The following is a 26,089-nucleotide window of genomic DNA, read 5'->3' as shown; positions in this document are numbered from 1 at the left end:
GCGAGCTGGTACGGAACGGCCATGGATCGGGAGGAGGGCGGAACGTGCGGTCCCGCCCTTGTCAATTGCGGCTGCGGCCGACATTTTTCGGGGTATAATTGGCGACCGGGCCGAGTCGAGGCTAGGGCCGGGCGATCCCTGCCGTTACATTCGCCGCCTTCCGCGAAAGGCCGCCAGCGCGCACCATGCACCAGTATCACGACCTGCTCGAACGCATCCTGTCCGACGGCGCCGAGAAGCACGACCGCACCGGCACCGGCACGCTGTCGGTGTTCGGCCACCAGATGCGCTTCAACCTTGCGGCCGGCTTTCCGCTGGTGACCACCAAGCGGCTGCCGCTGAAGGCGATCGTGCATGAGCTCTTGTGGTTCCTCAAGGGCGACACGAACATCAAATATCTGCACGATCACGGCGTGACGATCTGGGACGAGTGGGCCGATGGCAATGGCGATCTCGGCCCCGTCTACGGCTATCAGTGGCGCTCGTGGCCGACGCCGGACGGCGGCCATATCGACCAGATCGGAGGCGTGATCGACATGATCAGGCGCAATCCGGATTCGCGCCGGCTGATCGTGACGGCCTGGAACCCGGCCGACGTCGAAAAGATGGCGCTGCCGCCGTGCCACTGCCTGTTCCAGTTCTATGTCGTGAACGGCAAATTGTCGTGCCAGCTCTACCAGCGCTCGGCCGACGTCTTTCTCGGCGTGCCCTTCAACATCGCATCCTATGCGCTGCTGACGATGATGGTGGCGCAGGTGACGGATTTGAAGCCCGGTGAATTCGTGCACTCCTTCGGCGACGTGCATCTCTATTCCAATCACATCGAGCAGGCCCGCCTGCAGCTCACCCGTGCGCCCCGTCCGCTGCCGACCATGACGCTCAATCCGGACGTCAAGGACATCTTCGGCTTCCACTACGAGGACTTCGCGCTCGCCGGCTACGATCCGCATCCGCATATCAAGGCCGAGGTCGCGGTCTGACGCATGCCGGTTTCGATCCGTAGCGCCGGGCCTGACGACATCGGAAGCGTATTCGCGCTGATCCGGGAGCTCGCCGACTACGAGAAGCTCTCGCACGAGGTCGGCGCGAGCGAGGCTGACATCGCCGCCGCGCTGTTCTGCGAGCATCCGACGCTGTTCTGCGATCTCGCCGAATGGAACGGCGCGGTGGCGGGCTTCGCGGTCTGGTTCGTCAACTTCTCGACGTTTGCCGGCAAGCCAGGGATCTATCTCGAAGACCTGTTCGTGCGGCCGGCGTTTCGCCGCAACGGCATCGGCCAGGCCTTGCTCGGCCATCTCGCGCGCACCTGCATCGAAAAGGGCTGGGCGCGGCTGCAATGGTCGGTGCTCGACTGGAATGCTCCTTCCATCACTTTCTACAAATCGCTCGGCGCCGAGCTCATGGACGAGTGGACGCTGTGCAAGGTGACCGGCGAGGCTCTGGCTCAGCTGGCGGAGAGGGCGCCGTGATCGAGATCGTGCTGATCGTCGCAGTCGCCGACAACGGCATCATCGGCGCCGCCGGTGCGATCCCGTGGCGGCAGAAGAGCGACATGCAGCGCTTCAAGGCGATGACCATGGGGCGCCCGATCGTGATGGGCCGCAAGACCTTCATCTCGTTTCCGCGCCGGCCGCTGCCGGGCCGCACCAACATCGTCGTCACCCGCAATGCCGAGTTTCGCGCTGATGGCGCGATCGTGACCCATACCGTCGATGAAGCGCTCGTCATCGCGCGTGGTGATGCGCTGCGGCGTTCAGCCGCGGAGATCGCGGTCATCGGAGGCACCGAGCTCTTTGCTGCAACGATGCCGATCGCCGACCGGCTGGAGATCACCGAGGTGCATGCGAGCCCGCCTGGCGATACCGTGTTTCCGGCGATCGACCCGGCCCGATGGGAGGAGGTGGCGCGGCAGCGCCATGCCTCGGGGCCTGACGATCAGGCCGAATTCTCCTACGTCACCTATCGCCGGCGGCGGTGAGCGTTTCGCCGGCGGGATCTGTGCGACGGCCCGTCCAAGACCATCCGTTAATGATGAAGTCGCGCAGTTTGGCCGCGTGGCGGAGCTGAGGCCGCGGCAAACCGGCGCTTCCGGCCCTGTTTACATTGACAAAACCCGGTTCGGGCTTAGCTGGAGCGCTACGTTGTAAGGGGCGGGGCCGTCCCTTATAACCCGGCGACCGTCGGGGCCGGCGTTGGTGTACACTCAGCCTCTCGGAGGAGATCGATCGATGGCGTGGAAGAATCAGGGCGGAGGCCCGTGGGGTCAGGGTCCGAAGGGGCCCTGGGGCTCGGGACCGCAACCGGTCGGTCCAAGGCCGCCCGACCTGGAAGATCTTCTGCGGCGCGGCCAGGACCGGCTGCAGCAGTTCGTGCCGGGCGGCGGCTTCGGCACCGCGGGCGTGCTCCTGATCGTGCTCGGCGCCATCATCATCTGGCTCGCCTCCGGCATCTACCGCGTGCAGTCCGAGGAGCTCGGCGTCGTGCTGCGCTTCGGCAAATATGTCCGCGATGAGCAGCCGGGCCTGCGCTATCACCTGCCTTATCCGATCGAGACCGTGCTGCTGCCCAAGGCGCTGCGCGTCAACTCGATCTCGATCGGCATCACCGCCAACGATGATCCCGGCCGGCGCGGCCGCAGCGGTCGCGATGTCCCCGAGGAAAGCCTGATGCTGACCGGCGACGAGAACATCGTCGACGTCGACGTCACCGTGCTCTGGCGCATCAAGCCGAAGGGCGCGGCCGACTTCCTGTTCAACATCCAGAACCCCGAGGGCACCGTGAAGGCGGTGGCCGAGAGCGCGATGCGCGAGGTGATCGGCCGCTCCAACATCCAGCCGATCCTCACCGGCGCCCGCACCGTGATCGAGCAGAACGTGCAGGAGCTGATGCAGAAGACGCTCGACAATTACGGCTCCGGCATCCAGATCACCCAGGTGCAGATGCAGAAGGTCGATCCGCCGGCCCAGGTGATCGAGGCGTTCCGCGACGTCCAGGCGGCGCGTGCCGACCTCGAGCGTCTCCAGAACGAAGCCCAGACCTACGCCAACAAGGTGGTGCCGGATGCGCGCGGTCGTGCCGCGCAGATCCTGCAGGTCGCCGAAGGCTACAAGGAGCAGGCGATCGCCGAGGCCAAGGGCCAGAGCGCGCGCTTCCTCAAGGTCTATGACGAGTACAAGAAGGCGCCCGACGTGACCCGCGAACGGATCTATCTCGAGACCATGGAGCGCGTGCTCGGTGGCTCGGAGAAGCTCGTGCTCGACTCTGGCGCCACCGGCGGCCCTGTGCCGCTGCTGCCGCTCGGCGATCTCTTGCCGCGCCGTCCGGCGCCGGCCGCTCAGCAGGGAGGCGTCCGATGAGGTCCCCCGTTGCAGGCATCGTCGCGCTCGTCGCCGTGCTCGTGCTCGTCGTCATCGGCTACAGCTCGCTGTTCACCGTGAACCAGACCGAGCAGGCGCTGGTGGTGCGGTTCGGCAAGCCGGTCGACGTCGTCACCGAGCCCGGCCTGAACTTCAAGGCACCGTTCATCGACAACGTGATCTCGATCGACAAGCGCATCCTCGACCTCGAGAACCCCTCGCAGGAGGTGATCGCGTTCGACCAGAAGCGGCTCGTGGTCGACGCCTTCGCGCGCTACAAGATCAAGAACGCGCTGCAGTTCTACCAGAGCGTCGGCTCGATCCAGACCGCCAACGTCCAGCTCGGCACGCTGCTGAACGCCGCGCTGCGCCGCGTGCTCGGCGAGGTCACCTTCACGCAAGTCGTGCGCGACGAGCGCGAGGCGCTGATGCGCAAGATCCGCGATCAGCTCGACAAGGAGGCCGACGCCTATGGCATCCAGGTGGTGGACGTCCGCATCCGCCGCGCCGACCTGCCGGAGGCCAACAGCCAGGCGGTGTACAACCGGATGAAGACCGAGCGGCAGCGTGAGGCCGAGGAGTTCCGGGCGCTCGGCGGCCAGAAGGCCCAGGAGATCAGGTCCAAGGCCGATCGCGAGGCGACCGTGATCGTCGCCGAGGCCAACTCGCAGGCGGAGCAGACCCGCGGCGCCGGCGATGCCGAACGCAACCGGCTGTTCGCCGAGGCCTACAGCAAGGACCGCGACTTCTTCGCCTTCTACCGCTCGATGACGGCGTATGAGAACGGCCTCAAGTCCGGCGACACCCGCTTCCTGCTGCGGCCCGATTCGGAGTTCTTCCGCTACTTCGCGAACCCCTCGGGGAAGCCGGCGGGGGAGACGCCGTCCACCGCCAGTAGCTCGACCGCGGCGGCCGCGGTGCCGGCGCCCAAGCCCTGATGCATCGGCCCCGATGACCAGGGCGGTTGATCCGGGTGAATAAGAGTTGACATGGACGGGGCGAAGCCGTTGCTTCGCCCCGTTACATATCAAGAAGATCGAACGGGAGGTCCGGGTCCGATGAGGTCCATTGCGTTTTCCGATTTCCTCATCGGATTAGGTATCCTGTTCGTGCTCGAAGGCCTGTTGTTCGCGGCCAGTCCGGAGTGGATGCGGCGGGCCATGAAGACCGCCATGACCACGCCCGACAACGTGCTGCGCGCGGTCGGCATCGGCTCGGCGGTGGCCGGTCTGGTCCTGATCTGGGTGATCCGGCGGCCGATCTGAGGTGTGCATCGCCGTCTGCCTGCGCGCCGCCGCACAGGAACGAGGTCCGGCCGCGGCAATGACCGTCAACCGCCCGGCCAACGCCATTGTGAGGCGATGGCTGCGCCATTTTGCCGTATTAGGTCGCCCTCAATGATGAATCTGCGGTCCGATCCGGCGTGCTTGCGTCCTCCGCCGGTTCCGGCGCACTGTAACGGTTGAATTTGCCGACTTTTCTGGAGATCCGCCCGATGACCGCGACCCCTGCTTTCAGCCGTCGACTGCGCCCGATCCTGACCGCGGCGGTTCTTGCCGCGGGCTGGGCGCTCGCGCCGGTCCCGGCCTCGGCGCGGGGGCCGGAGGGGATCGCCGATGTCGCCGAAAAGGTGATCGACGCCGTCGTCAACATCTCGACCTCGCAGACCGTCGAGCCCAAGGGCGGCTCGTCCGAGAACCGCAACGCCAATCCGCAGGTGCCGCCGGGATCGCCGTTCGAGGAGTTCTTCGACGATTTCTTCAAGAACCGCCGCGGCGGTCCGGGCGGCCGGGGTGGGGCCGACAACTCGCCGCGCCGCACCAACTCGCTGGGCTCCGGCTTCATCGTCGACGAGTCCGGGGTCGTGGTCACCAACAATCACGTCATCGCCGATGCCGACGAGATCAACGTGATCATGAACGACGGCACCAAGATCAAGGCTGAGCTGGTCGGCGTCGACAAGAAGACCGACCTTGCGGTGCTCAAGTTCAAGCCGCCGCGGCCGCTGACGGTGGTCAAGTTCGGCGATTCCGACAAGCTGCGGCTGGGCGACTGGGTGGTCGCGATCGGCAACCCGTTCAGCCTCGGCGGCACCGTGACCGCCGGCATCGTCTCGGCCAAGAACCGCGACATCTCGTCGGGCCCCTATGACAGCTACATCCAGACCGACGCCGCCATCAACCGCGGCAATTCCGGCGGCCCGCTGTTCAACCTCGATGGCGAGGTCATCGGCGTCAACACGCTGATCATCTCGCCGTCGGGCGGCTCGATCGGCATCGGCTTCGCGGTGCCCTCGAAGACCGTGGCCGGCGTCGTCGACCAGTTGCGCCAGTTCGGTGAGCTGCGCCGCGGCTGGCTCGGCGTGCGTATCCAGGGCGTCACCGATGAGATCGCCGAGAGCCTCAACATCAAGCCGGCGCGCGGCGCGCTGGTCGCCGGCGTCGACGACAAGGGCCCGGCGAAGCCCGCCGGGATCGAGCCGGGCGACGTCGTCGTCAAGTTCGACGGCCACGACATCAAGGAGCCGAAGGACCTGTCGCGCATCGTCGCCGACACCGCCGTCGGCAAGGAGGTCGACGTCATCGTCATCCGCAAGGGCCAGGAGCAGACGCTCAAGGTCAAGCTCGGCCGGCTCGAGGACAACGAGAAGGTGCAGCAGGCGGCGATCAAGAAGGACGAGCCGGCCGAGAAGCCGGTGACCCAGAAGGCGCTCGGGCTCGATCTTGCCGCGCTGTCGAAGGACCTGCGTACCCGCTACAAGATCAAGGACAGCGTCAAGGGCGTCGTCGTCACCGGCGTCGACCAATCCTCCGACGCCGCCGAGAAGCGGCTGTCGGCCGGCGACGTCATCGTCGAGGTCGCCCAGGAGGCGGTGACCTCGGGCGCCGACATCAAGAAGCGCGTCGACCAGCTCAAGAAGGACGGCAAGAAGTCGGTTCTGCTGCTGGTGTCGAACGCCGACGGCGAGCTGCGGTTCGTGGCGTTGAGCTTGCAGTAGGGGCTTCAGGCGGTCGTAACTATTAGCCTTCTGCGCGCTTTGAGATGCGAAGATGAGCGCAATGCAAGTGAATGCGCCCTCTCCCCTTGTGGGAGAGGGCATGTAGGAAAGAGCGGCAGGCTCGGTTGGGTGAGGGGTATCTCTCCAAGAGTTTCACTCGCGGAGAGATACCCCTCACCCAACCGCATGCTGTGATGGGCCGTACATGCCCTCTCCCACAAGGGGAGAGGGCGCTGTATCTGACGGCGCGCTGATGGTTGCTGAGTTGGTAGTTCGTAGGTAGTAGGTAGGGTGGGTCAAGGCGCGCCCCCGCTGCCCGCCTCATGCGCGGATCGATTTCGCGCCGTGCCCACCATGGCCGTCAGTATTCGTGGATGGCCGGTCGGCGCGCGACCGCCCTCGGGCGGCCGCTTTGCTTACCCTACGCAGCTCCACACTCCCTTGTCGTCCCGGCCTTGAGCAGGGACCCGCAACCCCAGGCAGCGGTTTGGGACAGGCTGGTCATTGGCATTTTGCCCATCACCTCTGCTGCGGCGTATCGATCCCGGATCGGTGCCGCGCTTTCGCGCGTCGCGGCCTGTCGGGCACGAGGGCGGCGGGTGGGGGCGGATTCACGGTTCAAACAGCTGAGTTGGGCACAGCGAGCATGTCCGAGGGACATGCCATCGCAATCTCGCGGCACATCATGCCCGAGGCCTGCGATCAGTTCGTCCCTCTCGAAATGCAGAGGGCGCAGGGAATGCCGGGTGAAGGCCTCACCCATGGCCCGCCTGCGAAAAAAATGCAGGCGGCAGGTACCACAGGTGGTGCCGAACACTCCGGCATTCCCTGCGCGACGGTCTTCACGCTTATACGCAGTCTCCCTGGTGCGCCGGGCTTGTTGGCCACCATCACCACGCGGCACATCAGCGCCATCGCGGCTTGATACCAGCGTCGGGGTATCAGGACGCTGCGATTTCACGTCCGCAGCAAAGCCGTTCGTCGGCGTGCCCGAAGACACGCTGCGGCTTCACCGCGGCCATCGCATCCCCACCTCGCGTGTCGTGACGATCGCGCGCAACGCCCCTCCGCAGTGAGGCGGGATGCGGGGAGATAATCATGATTTCAGATAAAGCGCAAGAAGATTATTTTTTTCAGAAGCTCCTGCAACGCCTCCGCCGGCCGGCGACGACGTTCCGGGCAGGGTGGAGCGCGCGGCCGGAGCCTCACAGCGATCGCTGGTTGACCCGCGTCGACAGCGCCTCGGCATTCTCCTTGCGCTCGGAATAGCGGTCGACCAGATACTCAGCCCGGTCGCGCGTCAGCAGCGTGAACTTGACGAGCTCTTCCATCACGTCGACGACGCGATCGTAATAGGGCGACGGCTTCATGCGGTCGGCGTCGTCGAACTCCGCGAAGGCCTTCGGCACCGAGGACTGGTTCGGAATGGTGATGAGGCGCATCCAGCGGCCGAGCACTCGCAGCTGATTGACGGCGTTGAACGACTGCGAGCCGCCGCTGACCTGCATCACGGCCAACGTCTTGCCCTGCGTCGGCCGGACGGCCCCGAGCGACAGTGGGATCCAGTCGATCTGGGTCTTCATCACGCCGGTCATCGCGCCGTGCCGCTCGGGCGAGCACCACACCATGCCTTCGCACCAGGTCACGAGATCGCGCAGCTCGCGGACCTTCGGATGATCCGGCTCGGCGTCGTCGACCAGCGGCAGTCCGCGCGGATCAAAGGTGCGTGTCTCCGCGCCATAGCGCGCGAGGACGCGCGCCGCTTCCTCCGTGAGGAGGCGGCTGAACGAGCGTTGCCGGAGCGATCCGTACAGCAGCAGGATGCGTGGAGGGTGGGAGGAGAGCTCAGGCTCCAGCAGCTTGGCGCGGTCGATCGGATGGAAGGAGGCTTCGTCCAATTGGGGCATGGTGTCAGACAATTCGAGCATCCTCCGGAATTGGCGAGCAGTGGCCGCTCTCGTTCGTGGCTCGCCCTCCAGGCGCTCAGAATGCGATGTCCGCGGCGACCGCTTCGATGCCGGCCTTCGCGCAGATGTCGTCGTTGTCGCCTCCGGGCGCGCCGGATACGCCGATCGCTCCGACCTGCTGGCCAGCGGCCTCTATTGGCATGCCGCCGCCGACCATGACAACGCCGGGAACGTTGACGATGGCCCGCTCCGCGGCGTCCGGTCGAGCCAGCCGGGCTGCGAGCGTGCTCGTCGCCTCGCGCCAGCTCGCCGCCGTCCGCGCCTTGCCCGTCGCGGCCTCCAGCGTATGCCAGCCAGCGAAACGGTCGCGCAGGGTGACCAGCGCAAGCCCCGACGGATCGCTCACGGTCACGGCGGCCTGCCAGCCGCGTTTGCGGCACTCGGCGAGCGCCGCCTGTGCCGCCTTGAGCGCCGTGTCCGGCGCGATGATCCGCCGCGTCCACGTGGGCTCATCGGCGCGCGCAACGACAACCGGGCCGAGCAGGAGGACGGCTGCGAGCAGCAGACGCAACATCACGTCGACAGCCATTTCGCCATGTCCTCTGGTTTCGGCAGGCCGCCCGCATGGACGACCTTGCCGTCGATCACCACGCCCGGCGTCGAGGCGATGCCGAACCTGGCGATGTCGGCGAAGTCCGTGATCTTTTCCAGCTCGATCTCGATGCCGAGCTTGCTTGCTTCCGCGGAGACCATTGCTGCGGTCTGAACACATCGCTTGCAGCCGGAGCCGAGGATCTTGACGTTCTTCATGGGGCTTGTCCTTTCATCAGAACAGGGCGTTGAAGAGATAGCCGACGGCGACGATGCCGGCGGCGACGACGCCCGCGAAGACGGCGATCAGCCGGAGCGTCAGCACCTTGCGCAGAATGAGCATCTCGGGAAACGAAAGCGCGATGACGCTCATCATGAAGGCGAGCACCGTTCCCAGCGCCGCGCCCTTGCCGAGCAGCGCCTCGACGATCGGAATGATGCCCGCAGCATTGGCGTACATCGGCACGCCGATCAGCACCACGGCCGGCACGGACCACCATTGGTCCTTGCCCATGATCGAGGCGAGCAGGTCGTTCGGGACATAGCCGTGAATGAATGCGCCCGCCGCGATGCCCACGATGATCCAGGCCCAGACGCGGCCGACGATGTCGCGCACCGCCTCGATTCCGGCCCGGATGCGATCGGCCACGTTCTGTGAATCCGGCTGCAGATCCGCCTGTCCGGCGCGCACGTTGCGAACCCATTCCTCGAGCCAGCCTTCGAGACGCAGGCGCCCGATGATCCATCCCGCCACGATCGCGACCGCCAGGCCGAAGGCCAGATAGATCGCGGCGATCTTCCAGCCGACCAGTGCGAACAGCAGGCCGAGCGCGACCTCGTTCACCATTGGCGCCGCGATGAGGAACGAGAAGGTCACGCCGAGCGGGACACCAGCGGAGACGAAGCCGACGAAGAGCGGCACCGCCGAGCACGAGCAGAAGGGAGTGAATACGCCGAGGATTGCAGCCGCGACATTGCCGAGGCCCTCGCGCCTGCCGGCGAGCAATGCGCGAGTTCGCTCGGCTGAAAAGAAGCTGCGCACGACGCCCATGCCGAACACGACCAGCGTCATCAGCATCAGGACCTTGGGCGCGTCGAACACGAAGAACCGCGCGGCTTCTTCCAGATGGCTGTCGCGGGGCACCGGCAGCGACGACACCAGCCATGCCGAGAACGCTTCCAGCTGCCAGTAGACCGCAAACCACATCGCGACCGCAGCGGCCGTCGCGACGATCCAGATCACAGCCGATGCCGACCCGTCAGGATAGGTTGAAGTTTCGGTTTTCATGCTGCGTTCCTGTTCGGCTCAGGCATGGCCGCCATGACGGCGTTGACGATGGCGCGGCGATCGGGCGTCAGGTCAGGGTTCAGCCGATACCGGACCCACTGGGCGTCACGCCGGTCAACGACGAGACCGACGGCCTTGAGGGCGGACATGTGCCGGCTCATGCGCGATGCGCTGGCTCGGAGCTGCCGCATGAGCTCGCAGACGCAATGCTCGCCGCCATCCCACAGGATGCGCAGGGCTGCGAGGCGGGTCGGCTCGGCCAGAGCGGCGAGCAGCGCGACGGGATCGGACATGGCGGCGATATATGCGTATTTTCGTATTTGCGCAATAGCGCATATGATATCCTTTGTCTTGGCACGCCGCTGCCGGCGATGACAATTCCCGGACCCGTCGGGGGGATGATGCAAACTGGGCTCAGCGGCTTGCGGGCTGTATGTCTGCGCGCACCGGCGATGCCGGATCAGGCGAGCTGAGTGATGTCAGGCCAATGCACGCGCAGGACGGTCTTTCCGTCAGCCGCGGGAATGCTGGAGGGCTTGGTGTCGACGATGCGGCCGCCAAGCCGCCTGTAGAACCGGAGGCCGGCGACATTGGCCTCGAAGACCCAGAGGTGCAATCCAGAGTGTGACGCGCCTGCCGAAAGCAGGCGAGCCGCGCCGCGAAGCAGCCGCTCTCCAAGCCCCGAGCCTCTGGTCTCGGCCGCGACGTGAAGATTGTCGACCAGATGTCCCCACACCGGGTCGGCGTCGCGATAGCAGCAGATGAAGCCGCGCATCAACCCGGCCGGGTCGCGTGCGACGTTGACGAGTTGATCCACGGCCGGCGTGCCGAGCCGCTGCGTCCAGACCGCGCGCCGGTCGGCGTCGATGGCGCTGCTGAGAAACTCCGGCGCGAGGATGTTGGCATAGGCGTCGCGCCAGCTCGCCGCATGGAGCGCCGCGACGGCCGGCGCGTCTTCGCTGGTCGCGGCGCGGATGATGATGTCACTCAAGAAATCTTCTCCATATCCTGTCTACGCATCACTCACTATCGGAGAGCAGCGCTGCTTCGCTCGCGAGCCAGTTCGTGAAAAACCGGACGCGCGTATCGCTGCTGAGCACGGCCGGCCAGCGCACGACATGCACCTTGCTGGACGGCACGTCCCATTCGGCCGAAACGACGCGCGTCAGGCGGCGCTCGGCCAGTGCGTCATGCACGAGCAGCGATCGTCCCAGCGCCACGCCGGCGCCCTCGATCGCTGCGGCGAGCGCCAGGCTGATCGTATCGACCCGAATGCCGACGGGAGCCTCCGCGCCGAGGCCGAGCCTCTCGAACCATGCGGGCCATGACCATTCAGCGCCGTCGTCGCGGCCGGCGCGCCCCTTGTGAATGATGGGGTAGTTCGCGAGATTGCGGACATCGTGCAAGGCGCGGCCGCGCGGCAACAGGCGCGGCATGGCGACCGGAAAGACGCGCTCTCTGAACAGCAGCCGTTGCGTCGAGCTCGCGCGCGCCGCAGCCTTCGGCAACCACAGCACCTGGAGATCGACATCAGCTGCGCGCGCCTGAGCCTCGCTCTCGGCGACGACGAGTTCGACGCCGACATCGCCGTGTCTGGACAGAAAGCCGGGCAACCGACGCACCAGCCAGTAGTGCGACAAGGCTGCGCTCACGCCGACCTTCAACACCGCGGGCTGCGCGGCGGCGCGGTAGCGCGCGCGCAGCAGCGCCATCTCGTCGAGCAGACCAACGATCTCCGTGAGCAGCGAGGTGCCGGCCGTCGTCGGCGACAGTCCGGTCCCGCTGCGGTGGTTGAACAGCTTGGCGCCGAGATAGGTCTCGAGCTTGCGCAGCCGGTGGCTGACAGCACTCTGCGTTAGCCCGAGCTCCGTCGCTGCCAAGGTCATGCTGCGGTGGCGGGCGGTGGCCTCGAAGGCAACGAGACCGTCGAATGGCGGAAGAGATCGCATTGGCCAAGTATGAACGAGATTCATGCTGACGTGAATGGGTGCGCCGGCCATATCTTTGGCCCGTCCCTCCCCATGACGAAGGCCGCCAAATGCCGACAGCCCGTTCCACGTCATCGTCGGCCGACGTCGCAACGGCGCCGTCCATGTGGCCGGCGCTCGCCCTGAGCCTGGCGGCTTTCCTCACCAATTTCGATGTGACCGCCGTGGTGGTGGCCTTGCCCACCATCGCGGACGAGCTTGGGCTTGGGATCGCCGGCCAGGCCTGGATGATGGACGGCTACAGCCTCGCCTTCACGGCGGCGCTTCTGGTCGCGGGCGCTCTCGCCGACAGTCTGGGCCGTCGCCGAGCGATGCTCGGCGGCAACCTCGTTTTTGCCGCCGCATCGGTCGTGTGCGCGCTGTCGGCCGACGGCCTGACCCTCGGGCTCGCGCGGGTGTTGCAGGGACTGGGCGCGGCTTTCGTGATGACCGGCGGCATTGCGCTGATTGCCGCTCTCTATCCGCAGGCCGCCTCGCGCACGCGCGTGTTGGGGGGGCTCGGCGTCGTCTCGGGCGTTGCGATGGCGGTCGGACCGAGCATCGGCGGCGGCATTTCCGCGTGGATCGGTTGGCGCTGGATCTTCGCCGCCAATCTGCCGGCGTGCCTGCTGGCGGCCTGGAGCATTCCCCGGCTCGTTCCCGAAATGCGCAGTTCGGCGCGGCGTCCGCTCGATTATCTCGGGATGGGTCTTCTTAGCGCGGCGCTCTGCATGCTGATTGCAACCCTGCTGCACGGTCACGGCGGACCGGAACTGATCCTGGGGGTCGTGCTGGCGGCGCTTTTTGGGGCGACCTTCCTCTGGCAGCAGCGGCGCCGCACGCAGCCGATCTTCGATCCAGCGATCTTCCTCAACCGCGCGATGGTTGCCGTCGCGCTGCTGTTGAATGCCGTATCGCTCGGCTACTGGGCCGTGCTGGTCTTCCTGCCGGGTTTTCTCCGCGCGACGTTCGGCTGGACTGCCTCCGAATGCGGGTTTGCGATGCTCGCGGCGACGTTGCCGATGCTGGTCTTGCCGCCGCTCGGTGCAAGACTGGTCGTCCGGTGGGGATGGCGGCGGCACTTCACGGTCGCGCTGGCTATCATCGCCCTGGGCAATCTTGTCTTCGTCGGCGCGCTGGCCATGCCCGATCCGGCGCTCCGGTCGTGGCTCGTGCACATCGCAATGGCCGTGATCGGAAGCGGAGCCGCGCTGGCCCATCCGCAATTGTCGGGGGCCGTGGTTGCGCTGGTCCCGGCCGATCAGGCTGGGATGGCCGCGGCTGTGACGGTCGTCATGCGCCAAGCCGGCTTTGCGATCGGCATCGCGGTGCTCGGCGCGGTGTTGGGGAGATCAGGCGAAGTACCGAACTACGCGTGGGTATTCTGGGTCGCTGCGCCGGTCTGCGCGGCGGCGAGCGCATCGGCACTCCTGCTGCTGCCCTCGGCCACGGTCGCGCCGACCTGCGGGGAGAAGCAGCAGCAAGTTGCCTGATGGCGGAGACGGCCTGTCGATCAGTTGCGAACGCTGCCGACGGTCGCCGGCACGGCGAGAGCGGCGCTGCGACGATGCTGGGTGAGCACAGAGAGCTGGACCGGGGTGGCGGTGCTGTCCGCATTGATCGCAACGGTCTGCTGCGCGGCGGATGCACCGACGACGGAGAGCTGGTGCGGGGTGGCCGGCAGCGCGCCGACTTCGTAGCTCGGCAGCTCGCCGGCAACAGCCGCGCCGCTCAGCAGCGCGAGGGCAAGAAGAGAGCCGGGAATGATGTGCTTGATGGTCATCGGGAGGTCCTTCTGTGACGATGATCGATTGCATCACCTGCAATCGCTTTCGCTTCCTTGGACACTCCCTAGCGTTGTCAGCTTTATATGCGCTGCAGCATGATTTGACAATTCATGGATTGGTGATGCGGTTAAAATGGCAGTTCGCGTCCCGCCTTGATGCGGAAGGCGAATGATCTGATTTGCGATCTGAAATGAGATTGGAATGGAGTTGCGTGCGAGTGCGCTGGATTGAAACAAAATCCTGATGATGCGCTGATCGAGGGCCGATGAAGGCAGGGCTTTGGTAACGGCTTTGCTTGGGCGGCGATTCGCACAGGGGCAATGCGATTGCGATCGTCGAGCGTTCGCAAAACCTTGATTAAATGTCACCACAGCAGGCTGCGCGGGTCATCACCGCATTGTCACCCTCGCTTTGTGACACGGACGTGGACCGGTGAACATGTCACGGTCGTTGCGAGGACCGAAGCGACGACGCAATCCATAGCCTTGCGTCGGACTCTGGATTGCTTCGGTGCCCTCGCAATGACGGCATGGCGGCTGCCCATCAACGCGTCCTCTCTCACAACAAGGGGAGAGGGCGCTGTATTGCGCAAAGGCTCGCGCGGCTACTTGGCCTGCCGCGCGGCCGCAGTCTCGTCAGTCCACGAACTGATCGCGGGTGTAGCCCTGCGCGTAGAGCAAAGCGGTGAGGTCGCCGTGGTCGATGCGGGCCGAGGCGGCGGCCGAGACCGCGGGCTTGGCGTGATAGGCGACGCCGAGGCCGGCGGCCTCGATCATGCCGAGGTCGTTGGCGCCGTCGCCGACCGCGAGCGTGTCGATCGCGTCGAGATCGAACGCTTCGCGCAGCTCGATCAGGGTGGCGAGCTTGGCGTCGCGGCCGATGATCGGCTCGCGCACCTCGCCGGTGAGCTTGCCGCCGTCGACGACGAGCTCGTTGGCGCGGTTCTCCTGGAAGCCGATCTTGGCCGCGATGGCGCTGGTGAACAGCGTGAAGCCGCCGGAGATCAGGCAGGTATAGGCGCCGTTGGCGCGCATGGTCATCACCAGATGACGGCCGCCCGGCGTCAGCTTGATGCGCTTGGTCAGGACTTCGTCGACGACGCTCACCGGCAGGTCCTTCAGCAATGCGACGCGTTCGCGCAACGCCGGCTCGAACGCGATCTCGCCGCGCATGGCGCGCTCGGTGATGGCGGCGACGCGCGGCTTCAGCCCGGCGAAGTCGGCGAGCTCGTCGATACATTCCTGGCCGATCATGGTCGAGTCCATGTCGGCGAGAAAAAGCTTCTTGCGCCGGACCGCTTCCGCCTGCACGACGATGTCGATCGGCATGTCGCCGCGCAGGTCGCGCAGGCGCGCCTCGAGCTTGTGGACCTCGCCGTCATGGGCGAACGGGATGTCGATCGCGACCTCGTCGAACAGCCAGCGCGGCGTGCCCGGCGACGGCAGCACGGCCAGGAAGGCCTCCACGATCGTGGTATCAAGCGCGGGATCGGCGGGATTGCAGATGAAGGTGGCGACGAGAGACATCAGGTGACTTTGCCAGGGATCAACAAAGCGGTGCTTATCGCAGGGCCGACCGCCAGCGGCAAGTCGGCGCTGGCGATGGAACTTGCGCAAAAAGCGGGCGGGGTCGTCATCAATACCGATTCCATGCAGGTCTACGGCGATCTGAGGGTGCTGACGGCAAGGCCGACCTGCGACGAGGAGGCCGCCGTGCCGCACCGGCTCTACGGCCATGTTGATGCCAGCGTGAACTACTCGGCCGGCCATTTTGTCCGGGATGCCGCCGAGATCCTGGGCGAGGTGCAGCGGGCCGGGCGGCTGCCGATCTTCATCGGCGGCACCGGCTTGTATTTCAAGGCGCTGACATCAGGGCTGTCCGCGGTGCCGCCCGTGCCGGATGAGGTGCGCGACGCGGTGCGCCTCAGGCTCGATCGCGACGGCGTCGAGGCCTTGCATGCCGAGCTGGCGCGACGCGATCCGGCGGCGGCCGCGCGGCTGAACGTCCGCGACCGCACCCGCGTGGCCCGCGCGCTGGAGGTGATCGAGGCCACCGGTCGGCCATTGGCCGACTGGCACGCGGAGACGACGCCACCGCTGCTGCCGGCGGGCAGCTATCGGGCGCTGTTCATCGCTCCCGAGCGCGAGGCGCTGTATCAGCGGATCGACGCGCGGTTCGATCTGATGCTGGACCGCGGCGCGTTGCAGGAGGTCGAGCGGCTGGCGGCACGCGGCCTCGATCCGCTGCTGCCGGCGATGAAGGCCCACGGCGTGCCGGCGTTGATGCGCTATATCAGAGGGGAGATCACGCGGGAGCAGGCGGCCACCATCGGCAAGGCCGACACCCGCCATTACGCCAAGCGGCAGTTCACCTGGTTCCGGCACCAGTTGCCGGAGTTCGAGTGGATGAGCCCCGAGGCGGCGCGGGCGTGGGTGGCATCCCTCTGATCGTCATCGCGAGGAGCGCAGCGACGAAGCGATCCCGAGTTGTCGAGTGGGGCCCCTGGATTGCTTCGCTTCGCTCGCAATGACGGCGTGATGGCCAAATTACCGCTCGCCGAACGGAAAATTCCGCGTTAACATCCATAAATCGCGCAGCAGAGCCGGCTTTGCCTTGACATCGAGGCAACCATAGCTATGTTTCGCGCAACCTTTGGGAAGCTTGCTCGGCATCATGCGCAACTTTATTGCCCTCCTTATCGTAGTCGTACCCAGGCGCATCGCCGGGGATGGCTAGCGGCCATCCATGATCCGAGCGGTGCGCAGGGCCTTCCAGGGCCCTTTTTTATTGCCCGAAGCGACCCGACCACGCTGAACCAACAGAAAACCAGCCGACCGAACCGACCGACCAAAACGACAAGCCGCTGAGACCCAGCGATCCGGAGCCCACCATGACCGACAAGAGCCACGATCCGAACCAGATGACCGGCGCCGCGATGATCGTGCGCGCGCTCATCGACCACGGCGTGCAGCACCTCTTCGGCTATCCTGGCGGCGCGGTGCTTCCGATCTATGACGAGATTTTCCAGCAGAGCGAGGTCCAGCACATCCTGGTCCGCCACGAGCAGGGCGCCGGCCACGCCGCCGAAGGCTATGCGCGCTCGACCGGGAAGCCCGGCGTCGTGCTGGTGACCTCGGGCCCGGGCGCCACCAACATGGTGACGCCGCTGGCCGATGCGCTGATGGATTCGATCCCGCTGGTCTGCATCACCGGGCAGGTGCCGACGCACCTGATCGGCAACGATGCGTTCCAGGAATGCGACACGGTCGGCATCACCCGGCCCTGCACCAAGCACAATTGGCTGGTCCGCGACGTCAACGACCTCGCCAAGGTGCTGCACGAGGCGTTCTACGTCGCCACCACGGGCCGTCCCGGCCCGGTCGTGGTCGACGTGCCGAAGGACGTGCAGTTCGCGACCGGCACCTATCATCCGCCGCGCAAGTCGGACGTCCACGTGTCCTATTCGCCGCGCGTCAAGGGCGACGCGATGCAGATCCGCAAGGCCGTGGCGCTGCTGGCCTCGGCCAAGCGGCCGGTGATCTATTCAGGCGGCGGCGTCGTCAATTCCGGGCCCGACGCCTCGAAGCTGCTGCGCGAGCTGGTCGAGGTCACGGGCTTCCCGATCACCTCGACCCTGATGGGGCTCGGCGCCTATCCGGCCTCGGGCAAGAATTGGCTGGGCATGCTCGGCATGCACGGCACCTACGAGGCCAACATGGCGATGCATGATTGCGACGTCATGCTGTGCGTCGGCGCGCGCTTCGATGACCGCATCACCGGGCGCACCGATGCGTTCTCGCCCGGCTCGAAGAAGATCCACATCGACATCGATCCGTCCTCGATCAACAAGAACATCCGCGTCGACGTGCCGATCATCGGCGATTGCGGCGATGTGCTCGCCGACATCCTGCAGGTGTTCAGGGCCGAGGCGAAGAAGCCGGACATCAAGTCGTGGTGGCAGGAGATCGCCGTCTGGCGCGCGCGCAACTCGCTGGCCTACAAGCCGAACCGCGACGTGATCATGCCGCAATATGCGATCCAGCGGCTGTTCGAGCTGACGCGCGGGCGCGATACCTACATCACGACCGAGGTCGGCCAGCACCAGATGTGGGCGGCGCAGTTCTACGGCTTCGAGGAGCCGCACCGCTGGATGACCTCGGGCGGCCTCGGCACCATGGGCTACGGCCTGCCGGCGGCGATCGGCGTGCAGGTGGCGCATCCCGACAGCCTGGTCATCGACATCGGCGGCGACGCCTCGGTGCAGATGACGATGCAGGAGATGTCGACGGCCGTGCAGTACGAGCTGCCGGTCAAGATCTTCATCCTCAACAACCAGTACATGGGCATGGTGCGGCAGTGGCAGCAGCTGCTGCACGGCAACCGCCTGTCGCATTCCTACTCGGAGGCGCTGCCGGACTTCGTCAAGCTCGCCGAAGCCTATGGCGGCGTTGGTCTGCAGGTCAGCAAGCCCGGCGACCTCGACGGCGCGATCAAGGAGATGATCTCGGTCAAGAAGCCGGTGCTGTTCGACTGCCGCGTCGCCGCGCTCGAAAACTGTTTCCCGATGATCCCCTCGGGTAAGGCGCACAACGAGATGATCCTGCCGGCCGAGGCATCCGATCCGGCCGCGGCGTTCGCGGGTGGCAAGGCGCTGGTGTGAGTTCGGCAGGAGTGATGGTGCGGTGATGGCACGCGCGTTCGGCAGTCTGGCTCTCAACCTCTCCCCGCTTGCGGGGGCGCGACGAGCTTCGCTCGCGCTGAGAGGTCGGATCGCATCGCCAGATGCGATCCGGGTGAGGGGGGACAGGTCTCACCACGCGCACGTCCCGTGCGTCTGCCCCTCACCCCGACCCTCTCCCCGTAAGAACGGGGAGAGGGAGCGCAGCGGCGCCTGGAGCTGTCCGCTTCTGACAAATGAGCAATTCCATGTTCACGCTCGCTGAGCTCGAAGCCGCCCACGCCATCGTCGCCGCCGCGGTGCCGGCGACGCCCGCGCATGCGTGGCCGTTGCTGGCGCAGCGGCTGGGGACGCACGTCGTCGTCAAGCACGAGAACCACACCCCAGCCGGGGCCTTCAAGGTGCGCGGCGGGCTGGTCTATGTCGACAGCCTCAAGCGCACGCAGCCCGATGTCCGCGGCCTGATCACCGCGACCCGCGGCAATCATGGCCAGAGCATCGCCTTCGCCGGCCGTCGCAACGGGCTGCCGGTGACGATCTACGTGCCCCAGGGCAACTCGGTCGAGAAGAACCGCGCGATGGCGGCGTTCGGCGCCGAGCTGATCGAGCATGGCAGCGACTTCCAGGAAGCGCGCGAGGAAGCCGGGCGCCACGCCGCGCGCGACGGCCTGCACATGGTGCCGTCGTTTCATCGCGATCTCGTGCGCGGCGTCGCGACCTACGCGCTGGAGCTATTGCGCAGCGTCCCCGATCTCGACGTGCTCTACGTCTCGATCGGCCAGGGCTCCGGAATCTGCGGCTGCATCCTGGCGCGCGATCTCCTGGGCTTGAAGACCGAGATCGTCGGCGTGCAGTCGACCGAGGCGCCGTCCTACGCGCTGTCGTTCGCTGCGCGCACGGTGGTGACCACCAACAGCGCCGACACCCACGCCGATGGTCTCGCCACGCGCAGCCCGGATGCGGATGCGCTCGCGATCATCCTGAAAGGCGCCTCGCGGATCGTGCAGGTCAGCGACGCCGAGATCGCCGAGGCCGTGCGCATCCTGTGGACCGACACCCATAATCTCGCCGAAGGCGCTGGTGCGGCGTCGCTCGCAGCCGCCTTGCAGGAAAAGGGCAGGCTGGCCGGCAAGCGCGTCGGTCTGGTGCTGACCGGCGGCAACATCGATCTCGATTTGTTCAGGCGCTGGGTGATGCCCGCGGCCACGCATGCCGAATCGGGGGCCGCATGAGGAGCTCGCAACTCGCCACAAACACAGCCGTCATGCCCGGGCTTGACCCGGGCATCCACGAACCGCGCGCTCGACGCTCGACGTGGATGGCCGGGACAGGCCCGGCCATGACGGTTGAACTAGCACGGGGACACCAATGAACCAGCCAGCCTCCGCCTATTTCATCGAAGACCGCCACGATCCGAACGAAACGCACACGCTTGCCGTGCTGGTGCAGAACGAGCCCGGCGTGCTGGCGCGGGTCATCGGCCTGTTCTCGGGGCGCGGCTACAACATCGAGAGCCTCACCGTCTCCGAGACCGAGAGCCAGAAGCACCTGTCGCGCATCACCATCGTCACGACCGGCACGCCGATGGTGATCCAGCAGATCAAGCATCAGCTCGACCGCATGATCCCGGTCTATCGCGTCGTCGACATGACGCTGACGAAACGCGCGATCGAGCGCGAGCTGGCGATGGTCAAGGTGCGCGGCATCGGCGAGCCGCGCGTCGAGGCGCTGCGGCTGGCGGATGCGTTCCGCGCCCGCGTGATCGACGCCACGACCGAGAGCTTCGTGTTCGAGATCACAGGCAACACCGACAAGATCACGCAATTCATCGATCTGATGCGTCCGCTGGGCCTGGTGGAAGTCGCCAGGACCGGCATTGCGGCGATCGGGCGGGGACCGGAAGGGATGTGAGCCATGCTGGCGCGCGACTGGTACTACAACGAACGCAACCGGATCGGTCTCGATCATGCCGTGGCCTCGATCTACGGTTCGGGCGACGATGCCGACGAGCGTGCGCGCGCCGCGTTGAAGATGCTCGGTGTCAAGCCGGGCTGGCGGGTGGCCGACATCGGCTGCGGCAATGGCGTGCTGGCGACGGAAGCGGCGCTGATGGGGGCCGTGGTGGACGCCATCGACATCTCGCCGGCGATGCTGGCGCTGACCAAGATCTACACCCGCGACCGCCGTACCGCGGTGCGGATGCATTCGGCGGGGCTGCTGTCGTTCGCCTATGAGGCTGCCACCTATGACCTGATCGCCAGCGAGTTCACGCTGCATCACCTGCCAGACTTCTGGAAGGCGGTGGCGCTGGCGCGGATCTTCGCGGCGCTGAAGCCGGGCGCGCAGTTCTTCCTGCGCGACATCGTCTATGTCTCCATGCCCGACGGCGCGGAGCGCTCGGTTGAGCAATGGGCGGATTTCAACATCAAGAACCACGACCTCGCCCGCGACAGCGTCATCACCCACATGCGCGACGAGAACTCCACCTTCGCCTGGGTGATGGAGCGCATGCTGGCCGAGGTCGGCTTCGTCACGATCTCCGCCGATTACCACGCCCCGATGCACGCGACCTACGTGCTGCAGAAGCCGGCGGGGCAGGGGTAGCTATGAGCGGCAGATTCGTGAGTCTCACTTTCGCGCAGGCGACGGTGCGCTCCCTCTCCCCGTTCTTACGGGGAGAGGGTCGGGGTGAGGGGCAGCCGCACGGGGAGCGTTCGCCGTTAGACCTGTACCCCCTCACCCGGATTGCATCTGGCGATGCAATCCGACCTCTCCCCGCAAGCGGGGCGAGGTTGCACTGCCCGCGCCGCGACAGGCGCGGCCGCCATGCGCAGGTGACCGCAAGTCAGTGCTTGCTTGCGGCGAGAACGTCCTGATGTCCCAGCAGCTCCTCATCGCCTTCGTCACCTTCGCCTTCGTGATGGCGTTCACGCCGGGTCCGAACAACATCATGCTGCTGTCGTCGGGCGTGACCCATGGCTTCCGCCGCACGGTGCCGCACATGATGGGCGTCAGCTTCGGCTTCGCCTTCATGGTCGGCGCGGTCGGCTTCGGGCTGGCCACGGTGTTCATCCGCTACCCGGTCCTGCAAGACGTTCTGAAATATCTAGGCGCGGCCTATCTGATCTACCTGGCGGTTGCGATCGCCTTGTCCGGATCGACCAAGCCTGAGGACACCACGCCGCGCGGCCCGATGTCGTTCTGGGGCGCGGCGCTTTTCCAGTGGGTCAACGCCAAGGGCTGGGTGATGGTGATCAGCACCATCACCGCCTATGCCGCGATTGCCAGCTTTCCGGCCAATGTCGGGCTGCAGGTCGCGATCAGCTTCGTGATGGCGATCGGCTCGACCATCACCTGGACCCTGTTCGGCACCGCACTGCGGCCGCTGCTGAGCTCCGACCGTGCGGTCCGCGCCTTCAACATCCTGATGGCCGCGCTGCTGCTCGCCTCGCTCTATCCCGTCTTCATGGACGCATGAAGGACGCCGCCGCCATGCGAGATCGGGGTTTCCAACGGGACCCAAAATGCTCTAGACACGGGCCGGATTTCGTCCGGGCGCAGCCGCCCGTGCCTCACCCAAGCGTCTGACTTTTCAGCCAATTCCGGCCATCTCAAAGAGGAAACGACAATGCGTGTCTACTACGATCGCGACGCCGATCTGAACCTGATCAAGGGCAAGAAGGTCGTCATCGTCGGCTATGGCAGCCAGGGCCACGCCCACGCGCTCAACCTGAAGGATTCCGGCGTCAAGGACGTCGCGATCGCGCTGCGCAAGGGCTCGGCCTCGGCCAAGAAGGCCGAAGGCGCCGGCTTCAAGGTGATGGAAGTCGCCGAGGCCGCCAAGTGGGCCGACCTGGTGATGATGCTGACCCCCGACGAGCTGCAGGGCGACATCTATCGCGAGCACCTGCACGACAACATGAAGCAGGGCGCCGCGCTGGTGTTCGCGCACGGCCTCAACGTGCACTTCAATCTGCTCGACCCGCGCGCCGATCTCGACGTGCTGATGATCGCGCCGAAGGGCCCCGGCCACACCGTCCGCTCGGAGTACCAGCGCGGCGGCGGCGTGCCCTGCCTGATCGCGATCGCCAAGGATTCCTCGGGCAACGCCCATGACCTCGGCCTGTCCTATGCGTCGGCGATCGGCGGCGGCCGCGCCGGCATCATCGAGACCACCTTCAAGGAAGAGTGCGAGACCGACCTGTTCGGCGAGCAGGCGGTGTTGTGCGGCGGCCTGGTCGAGCTGATCAAGGCCGGCTACGAGACGCTGACCGAGGCCGGCTACGCGCCGGAGATGGCCTATTTCGAGTGCCTCCACGAGGTCAAGCTGATCGTCGACCTGATCTATGAAGGCGGGATCGCCAACATGAACTACTCGATCTCCAACACCGCCGAGTACGGCGAGTACGTCACCGGCCCGCGCATCATCACGCCGGAGACCAAGGCCGAGATGAAGCGCGTGCTCGACGACATCCAGTCCGGCCGCTTCGCGCGCGACTGGATGCTGGAGAACAAGGTCAACCAGACCTCGTTCAAGGCGACCCGCGCCAAGCTTGCCCAGCACCCGATCGAGGAAGTCGGTGCCCGCCTGCGCGACATGATGCCCTGGATCAAGAAGGGCGCGCTGGTCGACAAGAGCAAGAACTGAGCTTGCGACGACGATCGGATATGAGAACGGCGGGCCGAGGCCCGCCGTTTTTGTTTGGTGGCTAGGAGATGGTCGCCGGTCAGGAGGCCGCGCGGCGCGAGACCAGTGGGGTCAGCAGGCGGACGATCTCACTGACCGCGACGAGGCCGACCAGCCAGGCGGCGCTGGTCAGGCCGAGGCGGGCGACGATCGGGAGCGCGAAGCTTGCGGCCCCGCCGAGTGCGGGCGTGGCGGCCAGCAGCACCAACTCATAGGCGGCGTAGGCACTGAGGAGCGCGACGGCAAACGCGGCCGGCGCTGGTCCCGTGCGCAAGGCCGCCAGCGCCATGCGGGCTATGACGGTGGCGCTGAGCGCCGCGACGCCGATCATGGCGCCCCAGGCCAGCGTGTTGGCATCGACCGGATAGTGCAGCGCGCCGAAGCCGACGCCCTGGTTGACCAGCCAGGCGCCGAGCATCACCGGCAGCGCCATGCGCAGCGGCAGCATGGCGGCGGCGATCACGGCGAAGGCCGCAAACGGCGTCGCGCAGGCGAACACGAAGCTCGCCAGCGCGCAGGCCGCTGTCAGCAGCGCGAAGCAGAACGCAGCGGCATGCCGTTGCGGAACGGGCGCGAGGCGAGCCCCGGAACCAGATCGGGCGAGAACGTCGAGAGTCATGGAACATCTCCTTCTATTGCGATTGTAGTCCATTTCGGCAGCTTCTGTCAGCCGCCGGGAGGTTGGTCGGCAGCGTCACTGCACACCGGAGCTCGCCACCCGGAGGCCGCCGAACACGCCGAAGCCCGGCGCGAGGAATCCGGTCGGGTTCTGGTAGTGACGGTTGAACAGGTTATCGATCCGGCCGAACAGCTTGACCTGGTTGGACAGCGCGTAGTCGCTGCGCAGGTTGACGACCGTATAGCCGGGCGCGACCAGGCCGGTGGTCATGCCGTCGCGGCTGACATCGAGCCAGTCGCTGATCCTCAGCACGGTGGCCGACAGGCGCAGCGCATCGATCGGCTGCCAGGTCGCGGTGGCGCTCCATTTTTCCTTCGGCCGCCGCAATAGCTGCTGGCCGGTGGCCGCATCGACCGCGCGGGTGAAGGTGTAGTCTGCACGCAGCGAGATCCGGTCGGTGAGATCAGCCGTCACGAAGCTCTCGGTGCCTTCGGTGGTCGCGAGGCCGACATTGGCGTAGGAGGTGAAGGTCGCGTTGAAATTGATCAGGTTGGTGATGCTGTTGTGGAAGTAGGTCGCGCCGAAGCGGATGCGATCCGAAAACAGCGGCTGTTCGAAGCCGGCGTCGTAGCCGGTGCTCTGCTCCGGCTTCAGGTTGGGATTGGCGAAGAAGTTGAAGGCCGGAAAATCCTGGTGCAGCTGGCTCAAGGTCGGCGCCTTGAAGCCGGTGCCGTAGCTCGCCTTCAGCTTGGTCCCGGTGACCGGCAGGATCACCGCCGGCGCGATCCGGAAGGTGCCATGGCCGCCGAATTGCTCGTTGACGTCGTTGCGCAGGCTCGCCACCACGAACCAGCGTTTGGCGAACTCCGTCTGCAACTCGATGAAGCCGGCCTTGTTGCCGTTCTCGGCGGAAAGATCAGTTGTTTTCAGCCGCTCGGTCTGCTGCTCCAGCCCGACGACGAGATTGTTGTGCGGCGCCAGTTCGGTCACCGCGTGCCAGTCATATTTGATGCGTTCCCCCGTGGCGACCGCGGCCACGGGATTGCCGGCCGTCAGATCCGACGACCAGTTGTTCACGTAGTTGACGCCGAAATAGTTCCTGATGCGGCCGCCGAGCAGCGACCACACGGCTTCCTCGCGCGTCGCCAGCTGGTGGACCGTGTGGTTGCTCCTGATAGCATCGGGAGCGCTCGGAAAGCCGCTGTCGCCGGTGAACAGCAGCGTGGCGTCGGCGTATCGAATCACCGAGTTCAACGTCCAGGCCTCGTTGAGATCGACGCCGAGCTTGGACGAGGCGGTCACGTTGTCGTAGGCGTTGCCGATCGCCTTCTGCCCGGCCGGGAGCAGCTGCCACGGCGTCACCGGCACGTCGCCGGCGTGCAGGTGCGCGACATTGACCGCGTAGTTGACATTACTATGTGAGCCGCTGACGCCGGCCGACTGGTTGAAGGTCTTGAACGACCCGCTCTCGACCGAGGCGGTCGCCCGCGCCGGGCCGTCGCCCTTGCGCGTGATCACCGAGATCACGCCGCCGATCGCATCGGAGCCGTACAGCCCGCTCTGCGGCCCGCGCAGCACCTCGAGCTGCTGGATGTCGGCGGCGAGCAGATGCGCGAAATCGAACGCACCGTTGCTGTTGGTGACGTCGCCGACGTCGATGCCGTCGATGATGAGCTTGGTGTGGTTGGCATTGGTGCCGCGCATGAAGACGTTGGTCTGGCCGCCCGGGCCGCCGGCCTGCACGACGTTCAATCCGGGGACGGTGCTCAGGATGTCCGGCACCGTGCGGGCCTGCTGCGCGGCGATGTCCTTGTCGGTCACCACCGTGATCGCATTCGCGACGTTGGCGACCGGCGTCACGATGCCGGCCGGGCTGACCGCGACGGGCGGGCTGGCCGGCGATTCCGGCTTTGCCGCCGGCATCTGTTGATGCGCGGCGTTGCCGGCTCTGCGGGGGATGGCCGGTTTCGGAGCGATCGGCCGGTGCGGCGGGTCGACCTCGACCGGCGGCAGCAGATCGGGCGAGGCGGATTGCTGCGCCGTTGCGGGGGAGGGACCGAGCAGCGCGAACGACGAGAGGAGGCATAACGACGACAGAAGGGCGCGACGGCGCCTGGCATGGGGAACGGGAGACACGAGTGACCTCGGCATGACGTCAGTGGCACGTCACCGCGAACGAGGTCTCATGCACGCCTTTGCAGGCCTGCCTGA

At 66.3% G+C, this 26,089-nt stretch carries 28 protein-coding genes; 17 read left to right on the top strand and 11 right to left on the bottom strand.

Translation table 11 applies throughout. The features are described 5' to 3' along the window. Positions 1-185 precede the first annotated feature (185 nt). From ACQR1X_RS27720 to ACQR1X_RS27685, 8 genes are all read left to right on the top strand, one after another. Entirely contained in the window at positions 186-980 is a 795-nt protein-coding gene (locus ACQR1X_RS27720; protein ID WP_316183603.1) for a thymidylate synthase, read from the top strand. A 3-nt stretch (positions 981-983) separates the two neighbouring features. Then, a complete protein-coding gene (locus ACQR1X_RS27715; RefSeq protein ID WP_315805552.1) occupies positions 984-1,469 on the top strand; it encodes a GNAT family N-acetyltransferase in 486 nt (161 codons plus the stop codon). Beyond that, positions 1,466-1,978, top strand: coding sequence for a dihydrofolate reductase (locus ACQR1X_RS27710; RefSeq protein ID WP_315805553.1), 513 nt, complete (start codon positions 1,466-1,468; stop codon positions 1,976-1,978). Before ACQR1X_RS27715 ends, ACQR1X_RS27710 begins: the two co-directional genes overlap by 4 nt. A 250-nt stretch (positions 1,979-2,228) precedes the next feature. Continuing rightward, on the top strand, positions 2,229-3,356 hold the full coding sequence (gene hflK, locus ACQR1X_RS27705; RefSeq protein ID WP_315805554.1) for an FtsH protease activity modulator HflK: 1,128 nt from the start codon (positions 2,229-2,231) through the stop codon (positions 3,354-3,356). After that, complete coding sequence (gene hflC / locus ACQR1X_RS27700) at positions 3,353-4,294, top strand: protease modulator HflC (RefSeq protein WP_316183602.1); 942 nt, start codon at positions 3,353-3,355, stop codon at positions 4,292-4,294. Before hflK ends, hflC begins: the two co-directional genes overlap by 4 nt. 120 nt (positions 4,295-4,414) lie before the next feature. After that, positions 4,415-4,621: a DUF2065 domain-containing protein gene (locus ACQR1X_RS27695; protein ID WP_315713359.1), complete on the top strand. Its 207-nt coding sequence runs from the start codon at positions 4,415-4,417 to the stop codon at positions 4,619-4,621. Between the two features lie 230 nt (positions 4,622-4,851). Beyond that, positions 4,852-6,354, top strand: coding sequence for a Do family serine endopeptidase (locus tag ACQR1X_RS27690; RefSeq protein ID WP_316183601.1), 1,503 nt, complete (start codon positions 4,852-4,854; stop codon positions 6,352-6,354). A gap of 646 nt (positions 6,355-7,000) precedes the next feature. Continuing rightward, complete coding sequence (locus ACQR1X_RS27685) at positions 7,001-7,279, top strand: hypothetical protein (protein WP_434900023.1); 279 nt, start codon at positions 7,001-7,003, stop codon at positions 7,277-7,279. A 280-nt stretch (positions 7,280-7,559) separates the two neighbouring features. Here ACQR1X_RS27685 and arsH read toward each other — a convergent pair whose 3' ends face one another. The 7 genes from arsH to ACQR1X_RS27650 all read right to left on the bottom strand — a co-directional run bounded on the left by arsH (position 7,560) and on the right by ACQR1X_RS27650 (position 12,089). After that, positions 7,560-8,261, bottom strand: coding sequence for an arsenical resistance protein ArsH (gene arsH / locus ACQR1X_RS27680; RefSeq protein WP_316183577.1), 702 nt, complete (start codon positions 8,259-8,261; stop codon positions 7,560-7,562). Between the two features lie 76 nt (positions 8,262-8,337). Continuing rightward, on the bottom strand, positions 8,338-8,850 hold the full coding sequence (locus ACQR1X_RS27675) for a GlcG/HbpS family heme-binding protein (RefSeq protein WP_316183573.1): 513 nt from the start codon (positions 8,848-8,850) through the stop codon (positions 8,338-8,340). Continuing rightward, on the bottom strand, positions 8,835-9,071 hold the full coding sequence (locus ACQR1X_RS27670) for a thioredoxin family protein (RefSeq protein ID WP_316183572.1): 237 nt from the start codon (positions 9,069-9,071) through the stop codon (positions 8,835-8,837). Before ACQR1X_RS27670 ends, ACQR1X_RS27675 begins: the two co-directional genes overlap by 16 nt. 16 nt (positions 9,072-9,087) lie before the next feature. Next, entirely contained in the window at positions 9,088-10,140 is a 1,053-nt protein-coding gene (locus ACQR1X_RS27665; protein ID WP_316183571.1) for a permease, read from the bottom strand. Continuing rightward, the gene (locus tag ACQR1X_RS27660; RefSeq protein ID WP_316183570.1) at positions 10,137-10,433 is read right to left on the bottom strand and encodes an ArsR/SmtB family transcription factor; all 297 of its coding nucleotides are present in this window, start codon (positions 10,431-10,433) and stop codon (positions 10,137-10,139) included. The genes ACQR1X_RS27665 and ACQR1X_RS27660 overlap by 4 nt, the downstream gene beginning before the upstream one ends. 167 nt (positions 10,434-10,600) lie before the next feature. Continuing rightward, positions 10,601-11,131 (bottom strand): GNAT family N-acetyltransferase, encoded by a 531-nt coding sequence (locus ACQR1X_RS27655; RefSeq protein WP_315805561.1) that lies wholly within the window; start codon positions 11,129-11,131, stop codon positions 10,601-10,603. 28 nt (positions 11,132-11,159) lie between these two features. Beyond that, complete coding sequence (locus tag ACQR1X_RS27650) at positions 11,160-12,089, bottom strand: LysR substrate-binding domain-containing protein (protein ID WP_315805562.1); 930 nt, start codon at positions 12,087-12,089, stop codon at positions 11,160-11,162. Positions 12,090-12,178: 89 nt separating this feature from the next. Here ACQR1X_RS27650 and ACQR1X_RS27645 point away from each other — a divergent pair, with 89 nt between their 5' ends. Further along, the gene (locus tag ACQR1X_RS27645) at positions 12,179-13,600 is read left to right on the top strand and encodes an MFS transporter (protein WP_316183569.1); all 1,422 of its coding nucleotides are present in this window, start codon (positions 12,179-12,181) and stop codon (positions 13,598-13,600) included. Positions 13,601-13,620: 20 nt separating this feature from the next. Here the strand turns inward: ACQR1X_RS27645 and ACQR1X_RS27640 are convergent, their stop codons facing one another. Next, entirely contained in the window at positions 13,621-13,890 is a 270-nt protein-coding gene (locus ACQR1X_RS27640; RefSeq protein WP_316217063.1) for a hypothetical protein, read from the bottom strand. Positions 13,891-13,904: 14 nt separating this feature from the next. Here ACQR1X_RS27640 and ACQR1X_RS27635 point away from each other — a divergent pair, with 14 nt between their 5' ends. Beyond that, positions 13,905-14,066, top strand: coding sequence for a hypothetical protein (locus ACQR1X_RS27635; protein WP_434883266.1), 162 nt, complete (start codon positions 13,905-13,907; stop codon positions 14,064-14,066). A 463-nt stretch (positions 14,067-14,529) separates the two neighbouring features. Here ACQR1X_RS27635 and serB read toward each other — a convergent pair whose 3' ends face one another. Beyond that, entirely contained in the window at positions 14,530-15,420 is an 891-nt protein-coding gene (serB, locus tag ACQR1X_RS27630; RefSeq protein ID WP_316239576.1) for a phosphoserine phosphatase SerB, read from the bottom strand. Between the two features lie 3 nt (positions 15,421-15,423). On the opposite strand from serB, the gene miaA reads away from it, so the two are divergent. The 7 genes from miaA to ilvC all read left to right on the top strand — a co-directional run bounded on the left by miaA (position 15,424) and on the right by ilvC (position 23,220). Then, positions 15,424-16,341 (top strand): tRNA (adenosine(37)-N6)-dimethylallyltransferase MiaA, encoded by a 918-nt coding sequence (gene miaA, locus ACQR1X_RS27625; protein WP_316239577.1) that lies wholly within the window; start codon positions 15,424-15,426, stop codon positions 16,339-16,341. A gap of 443 nt (positions 16,342-16,784) precedes the next feature. Next, positions 16,785-18,554 carry an acetolactate synthase 3 large subunit gene (locus ACQR1X_RS27620; RefSeq protein ID WP_316183566.1) on the top strand — a complete coding sequence of 590 codons (1,770 nt, stop codon included), beginning with the start codon at positions 16,785-16,787 and terminating at the stop codon, positions 18,552-18,554. A 266-nt stretch (positions 18,555-18,820) separates the two neighbouring features. Further along, complete coding sequence (locus tag ACQR1X_RS27615) at positions 18,821-19,804, top strand: threonine dehydratase (RefSeq protein ID WP_434900022.1); 984 nt, start codon at positions 18,821-18,823, stop codon at positions 19,802-19,804. Positions 19,805-19,940: 136 nt separating this feature from the next. Next, the gene (ilvN, locus tag ACQR1X_RS27610) at positions 19,941-20,483 is read left to right on the top strand and encodes an acetolactate synthase small subunit (RefSeq protein WP_315805569.1); all 543 of its coding nucleotides are present in this window, start codon (positions 19,941-19,943) and stop codon (positions 20,481-20,483) included. 3 nt (positions 20,484-20,486) lie between these two features. Beyond that, entirely contained in the window at positions 20,487-21,176 is a 690-nt protein-coding gene (locus tag ACQR1X_RS27605) for a class I SAM-dependent methyltransferase (protein ID WP_434839276.1), read from the top strand. Positions 21,177-21,447: 271 nt separating this feature from the next. Continuing rightward, the gene (locus ACQR1X_RS27600) at positions 21,448-22,050 is read left to right on the top strand and encodes a LysE family translocator (RefSeq protein WP_315805571.1); all 603 of its coding nucleotides are present in this window, start codon (positions 21,448-21,450) and stop codon (positions 22,048-22,050) included. A 150-nt stretch (positions 22,051-22,200) separates the two neighbouring features. Further along, entirely contained in the window at positions 22,201-23,220 is a 1,020-nt protein-coding gene (gene ilvC / locus ACQR1X_RS27595) for a ketol-acid reductoisomerase (RefSeq protein WP_315713342.1), read from the top strand. 79 nt (positions 23,221-23,299) lie between these two features. Here the strand turns inward: ilvC and ACQR1X_RS27590 are convergent, their stop codons facing one another. Beyond that, on the bottom strand, positions 23,300-23,878 hold the full coding sequence (locus ACQR1X_RS27590; protein ID WP_434900021.1) for a hypothetical protein: 579 nt from the start codon (positions 23,876-23,878) through the stop codon (positions 23,300-23,302). 75 nt (positions 23,879-23,953) lie between these two features. After that, positions 23,954-26,029 (bottom strand): TonB-dependent receptor domain-containing protein, encoded by a 2,076-nt coding sequence (locus ACQR1X_RS27585; protein ID WP_434880283.1) that lies wholly within the window; start codon positions 26,027-26,029, stop codon positions 23,954-23,956. Between the last annotated feature and the right edge of the window lie 60 nt (positions 26,030-26,089).

It is taken from the genome of Bradyrhizobium sp. HKCCYLRH3073, assembly GCF_051167995.1.
Lineage (GTDB): Bacteria > Pseudomonadota > Alphaproteobacteria > Rhizobiales > Xanthobacteraceae > Bradyrhizobium.
The sequence above is the reverse complement of the archived record's forward strand: the minus strand, read 5'-3'. Positions and strand labels throughout refer to the sequence as shown.

Bases quoted from the DNA above. Each gene is read 5' to 3' on its own strand.
- ACQR1X_RS27615 (WP_434900022.1), top strand. From the start codon at position 18,821: ATGTTCACGCTCGCTGAGCTCGAAGCCGCCCACGCCATCGTCGCCGCC.
- ACQR1X_RS27695 (WP_315713359.1), top strand. From the start codon at position 4,415: ATGAGGTCCATTGCGTTTTCCGATTTCCTCATCGGATTAGGTATCCTG.
- ACQR1X_RS27720 (WP_316183603.1), top strand. From the start codon at position 186: ATGCACCAGTATCACGACCTGCTCGAACGCATCCTGTCCGACGGCGCC.
- ACQR1X_RS27605 (WP_434839276.1), top strand. From the start codon at position 20,487: ATGCTGGCGCGCGACTGGTACTACAACGAACGCAACCGGATCGGTCTC.
- hflC (WP_316183602.1), top strand. From the start codon at position 3,353: ATGAGGTCCCCCGTTGCAGGCATCGTCGCGCTCGTCGCCGTGCTCGTG.
- ACQR1X_RS27645 (WP_316183569.1), top strand. From the start codon at position 12,179: ATGCCGACAGCCCGTTCCACGTCATCGTCGGCCGACGTCGCAACGGCG.
- arsH (WP_316183577.1), bottom strand. From the start codon at position 8,261: ATGCCCCAATTGGACGAAGCCTCCTTCCATCCGATCGACCGCGCCAAG.
- ACQR1X_RS27675 (WP_316183573.1), bottom strand. From the start codon at position 8,850: ATGGCTGTCGACGTGATGTTGCGTCTGCTGCTCGCAGCCGTCCTCCTG.
- ACQR1X_RS27665 (WP_316183571.1), bottom strand. From the start codon at position 10,140: ATGAAAACCGAAACTTCAACCTATCCTGACGGGTCGGCATCGGCTGTG.
- ACQR1X_RS27590 (WP_434900021.1), bottom strand. From the start codon at position 23,878: ATGACTCTCGACGTTCTCGCCCGATCTGGTTCCGGGGCTCGCCTCGCG.
- ilvC (WP_315713342.1), top strand. From the start codon at position 22,201: ATGCGTGTCTACTACGATCGCGACGCCGATCTGAACCTGATCAAGGGC.
- ACQR1X_RS27690 (WP_316183601.1), top strand. From the start codon at position 4,852: ATGACCGCGACCCCTGCTTTCAGCCGTCGACTGCGCCCGATCCTGACC.
- ACQR1X_RS27585 (WP_434880283.1), bottom strand. From the start codon at position 26,029: ATGCCGAGGTCACTCGTGTCTCCCGTTCCCCATGCCAGGCGCCGTCGC.
- hflK (WP_315805554.1), top strand. From the start codon at position 2,229: ATGGCGTGGAAGAATCAGGGCGGAGGCCCGTGGGGTCAGGGTCCGAAG.
- ACQR1X_RS27640 (WP_316217063.1), bottom strand. From the start codon at position 13,890: ATGACCATCAAGCACATCATTCCCGGCTCTCTTCTTGCCCTCGCGCTG.
- serB (WP_316239576.1), bottom strand. From the start codon at position 15,420: ATGTCTCTCGTCGCCACCTTCATCTGCAATCCCGCCGATCCCGCGCTT.
- ACQR1X_RS27685 (WP_434900023.1), top strand. From the start codon at position 7,001: ATGTCCGAGGGACATGCCATCGCAATCTCGCGGCACATCATGCCCGAG.
- ACQR1X_RS27620 (WP_316183566.1), top strand. From the start codon at position 16,785: ATGACCGACAAGAGCCACGATCCGAACCAGATGACCGGCGCCGCGATG.
- ilvN (WP_315805569.1), top strand. From the start codon at position 19,941: ATGAACCAGCCAGCCTCCGCCTATTTCATCGAAGACCGCCACGATCCG.
- ACQR1X_RS27670 (WP_316183572.1), bottom strand. From the start codon at position 9,071: ATGAAGAACGTCAAGATCCTCGGCTCCGGCTGCAAGCGATGTGTTCAG.
- ACQR1X_RS27600 (WP_315805571.1), top strand. From the start codon at position 21,448: ATGTCCCAGCAGCTCCTCATCGCCTTCGTCACCTTCGCCTTCGTGATG.
- ACQR1X_RS27715 (WP_315805552.1), top strand. From the start codon at position 984: ATGCCGGTTTCGATCCGTAGCGCCGGGCCTGACGACATCGGAAGCGTA.
- ACQR1X_RS27660 (WP_316183570.1), bottom strand. From the start codon at position 10,433: ATGTCCGATCCCGTCGCGCTGCTCGCCGCTCTGGCCGAGCCGACCCGC.
- ACQR1X_RS27650 (WP_315805562.1), bottom strand. From the start codon at position 12,089: ATGCGATCTCTTCCGCCATTCGACGGTCTCGTTGCCTTCGAGGCCACC.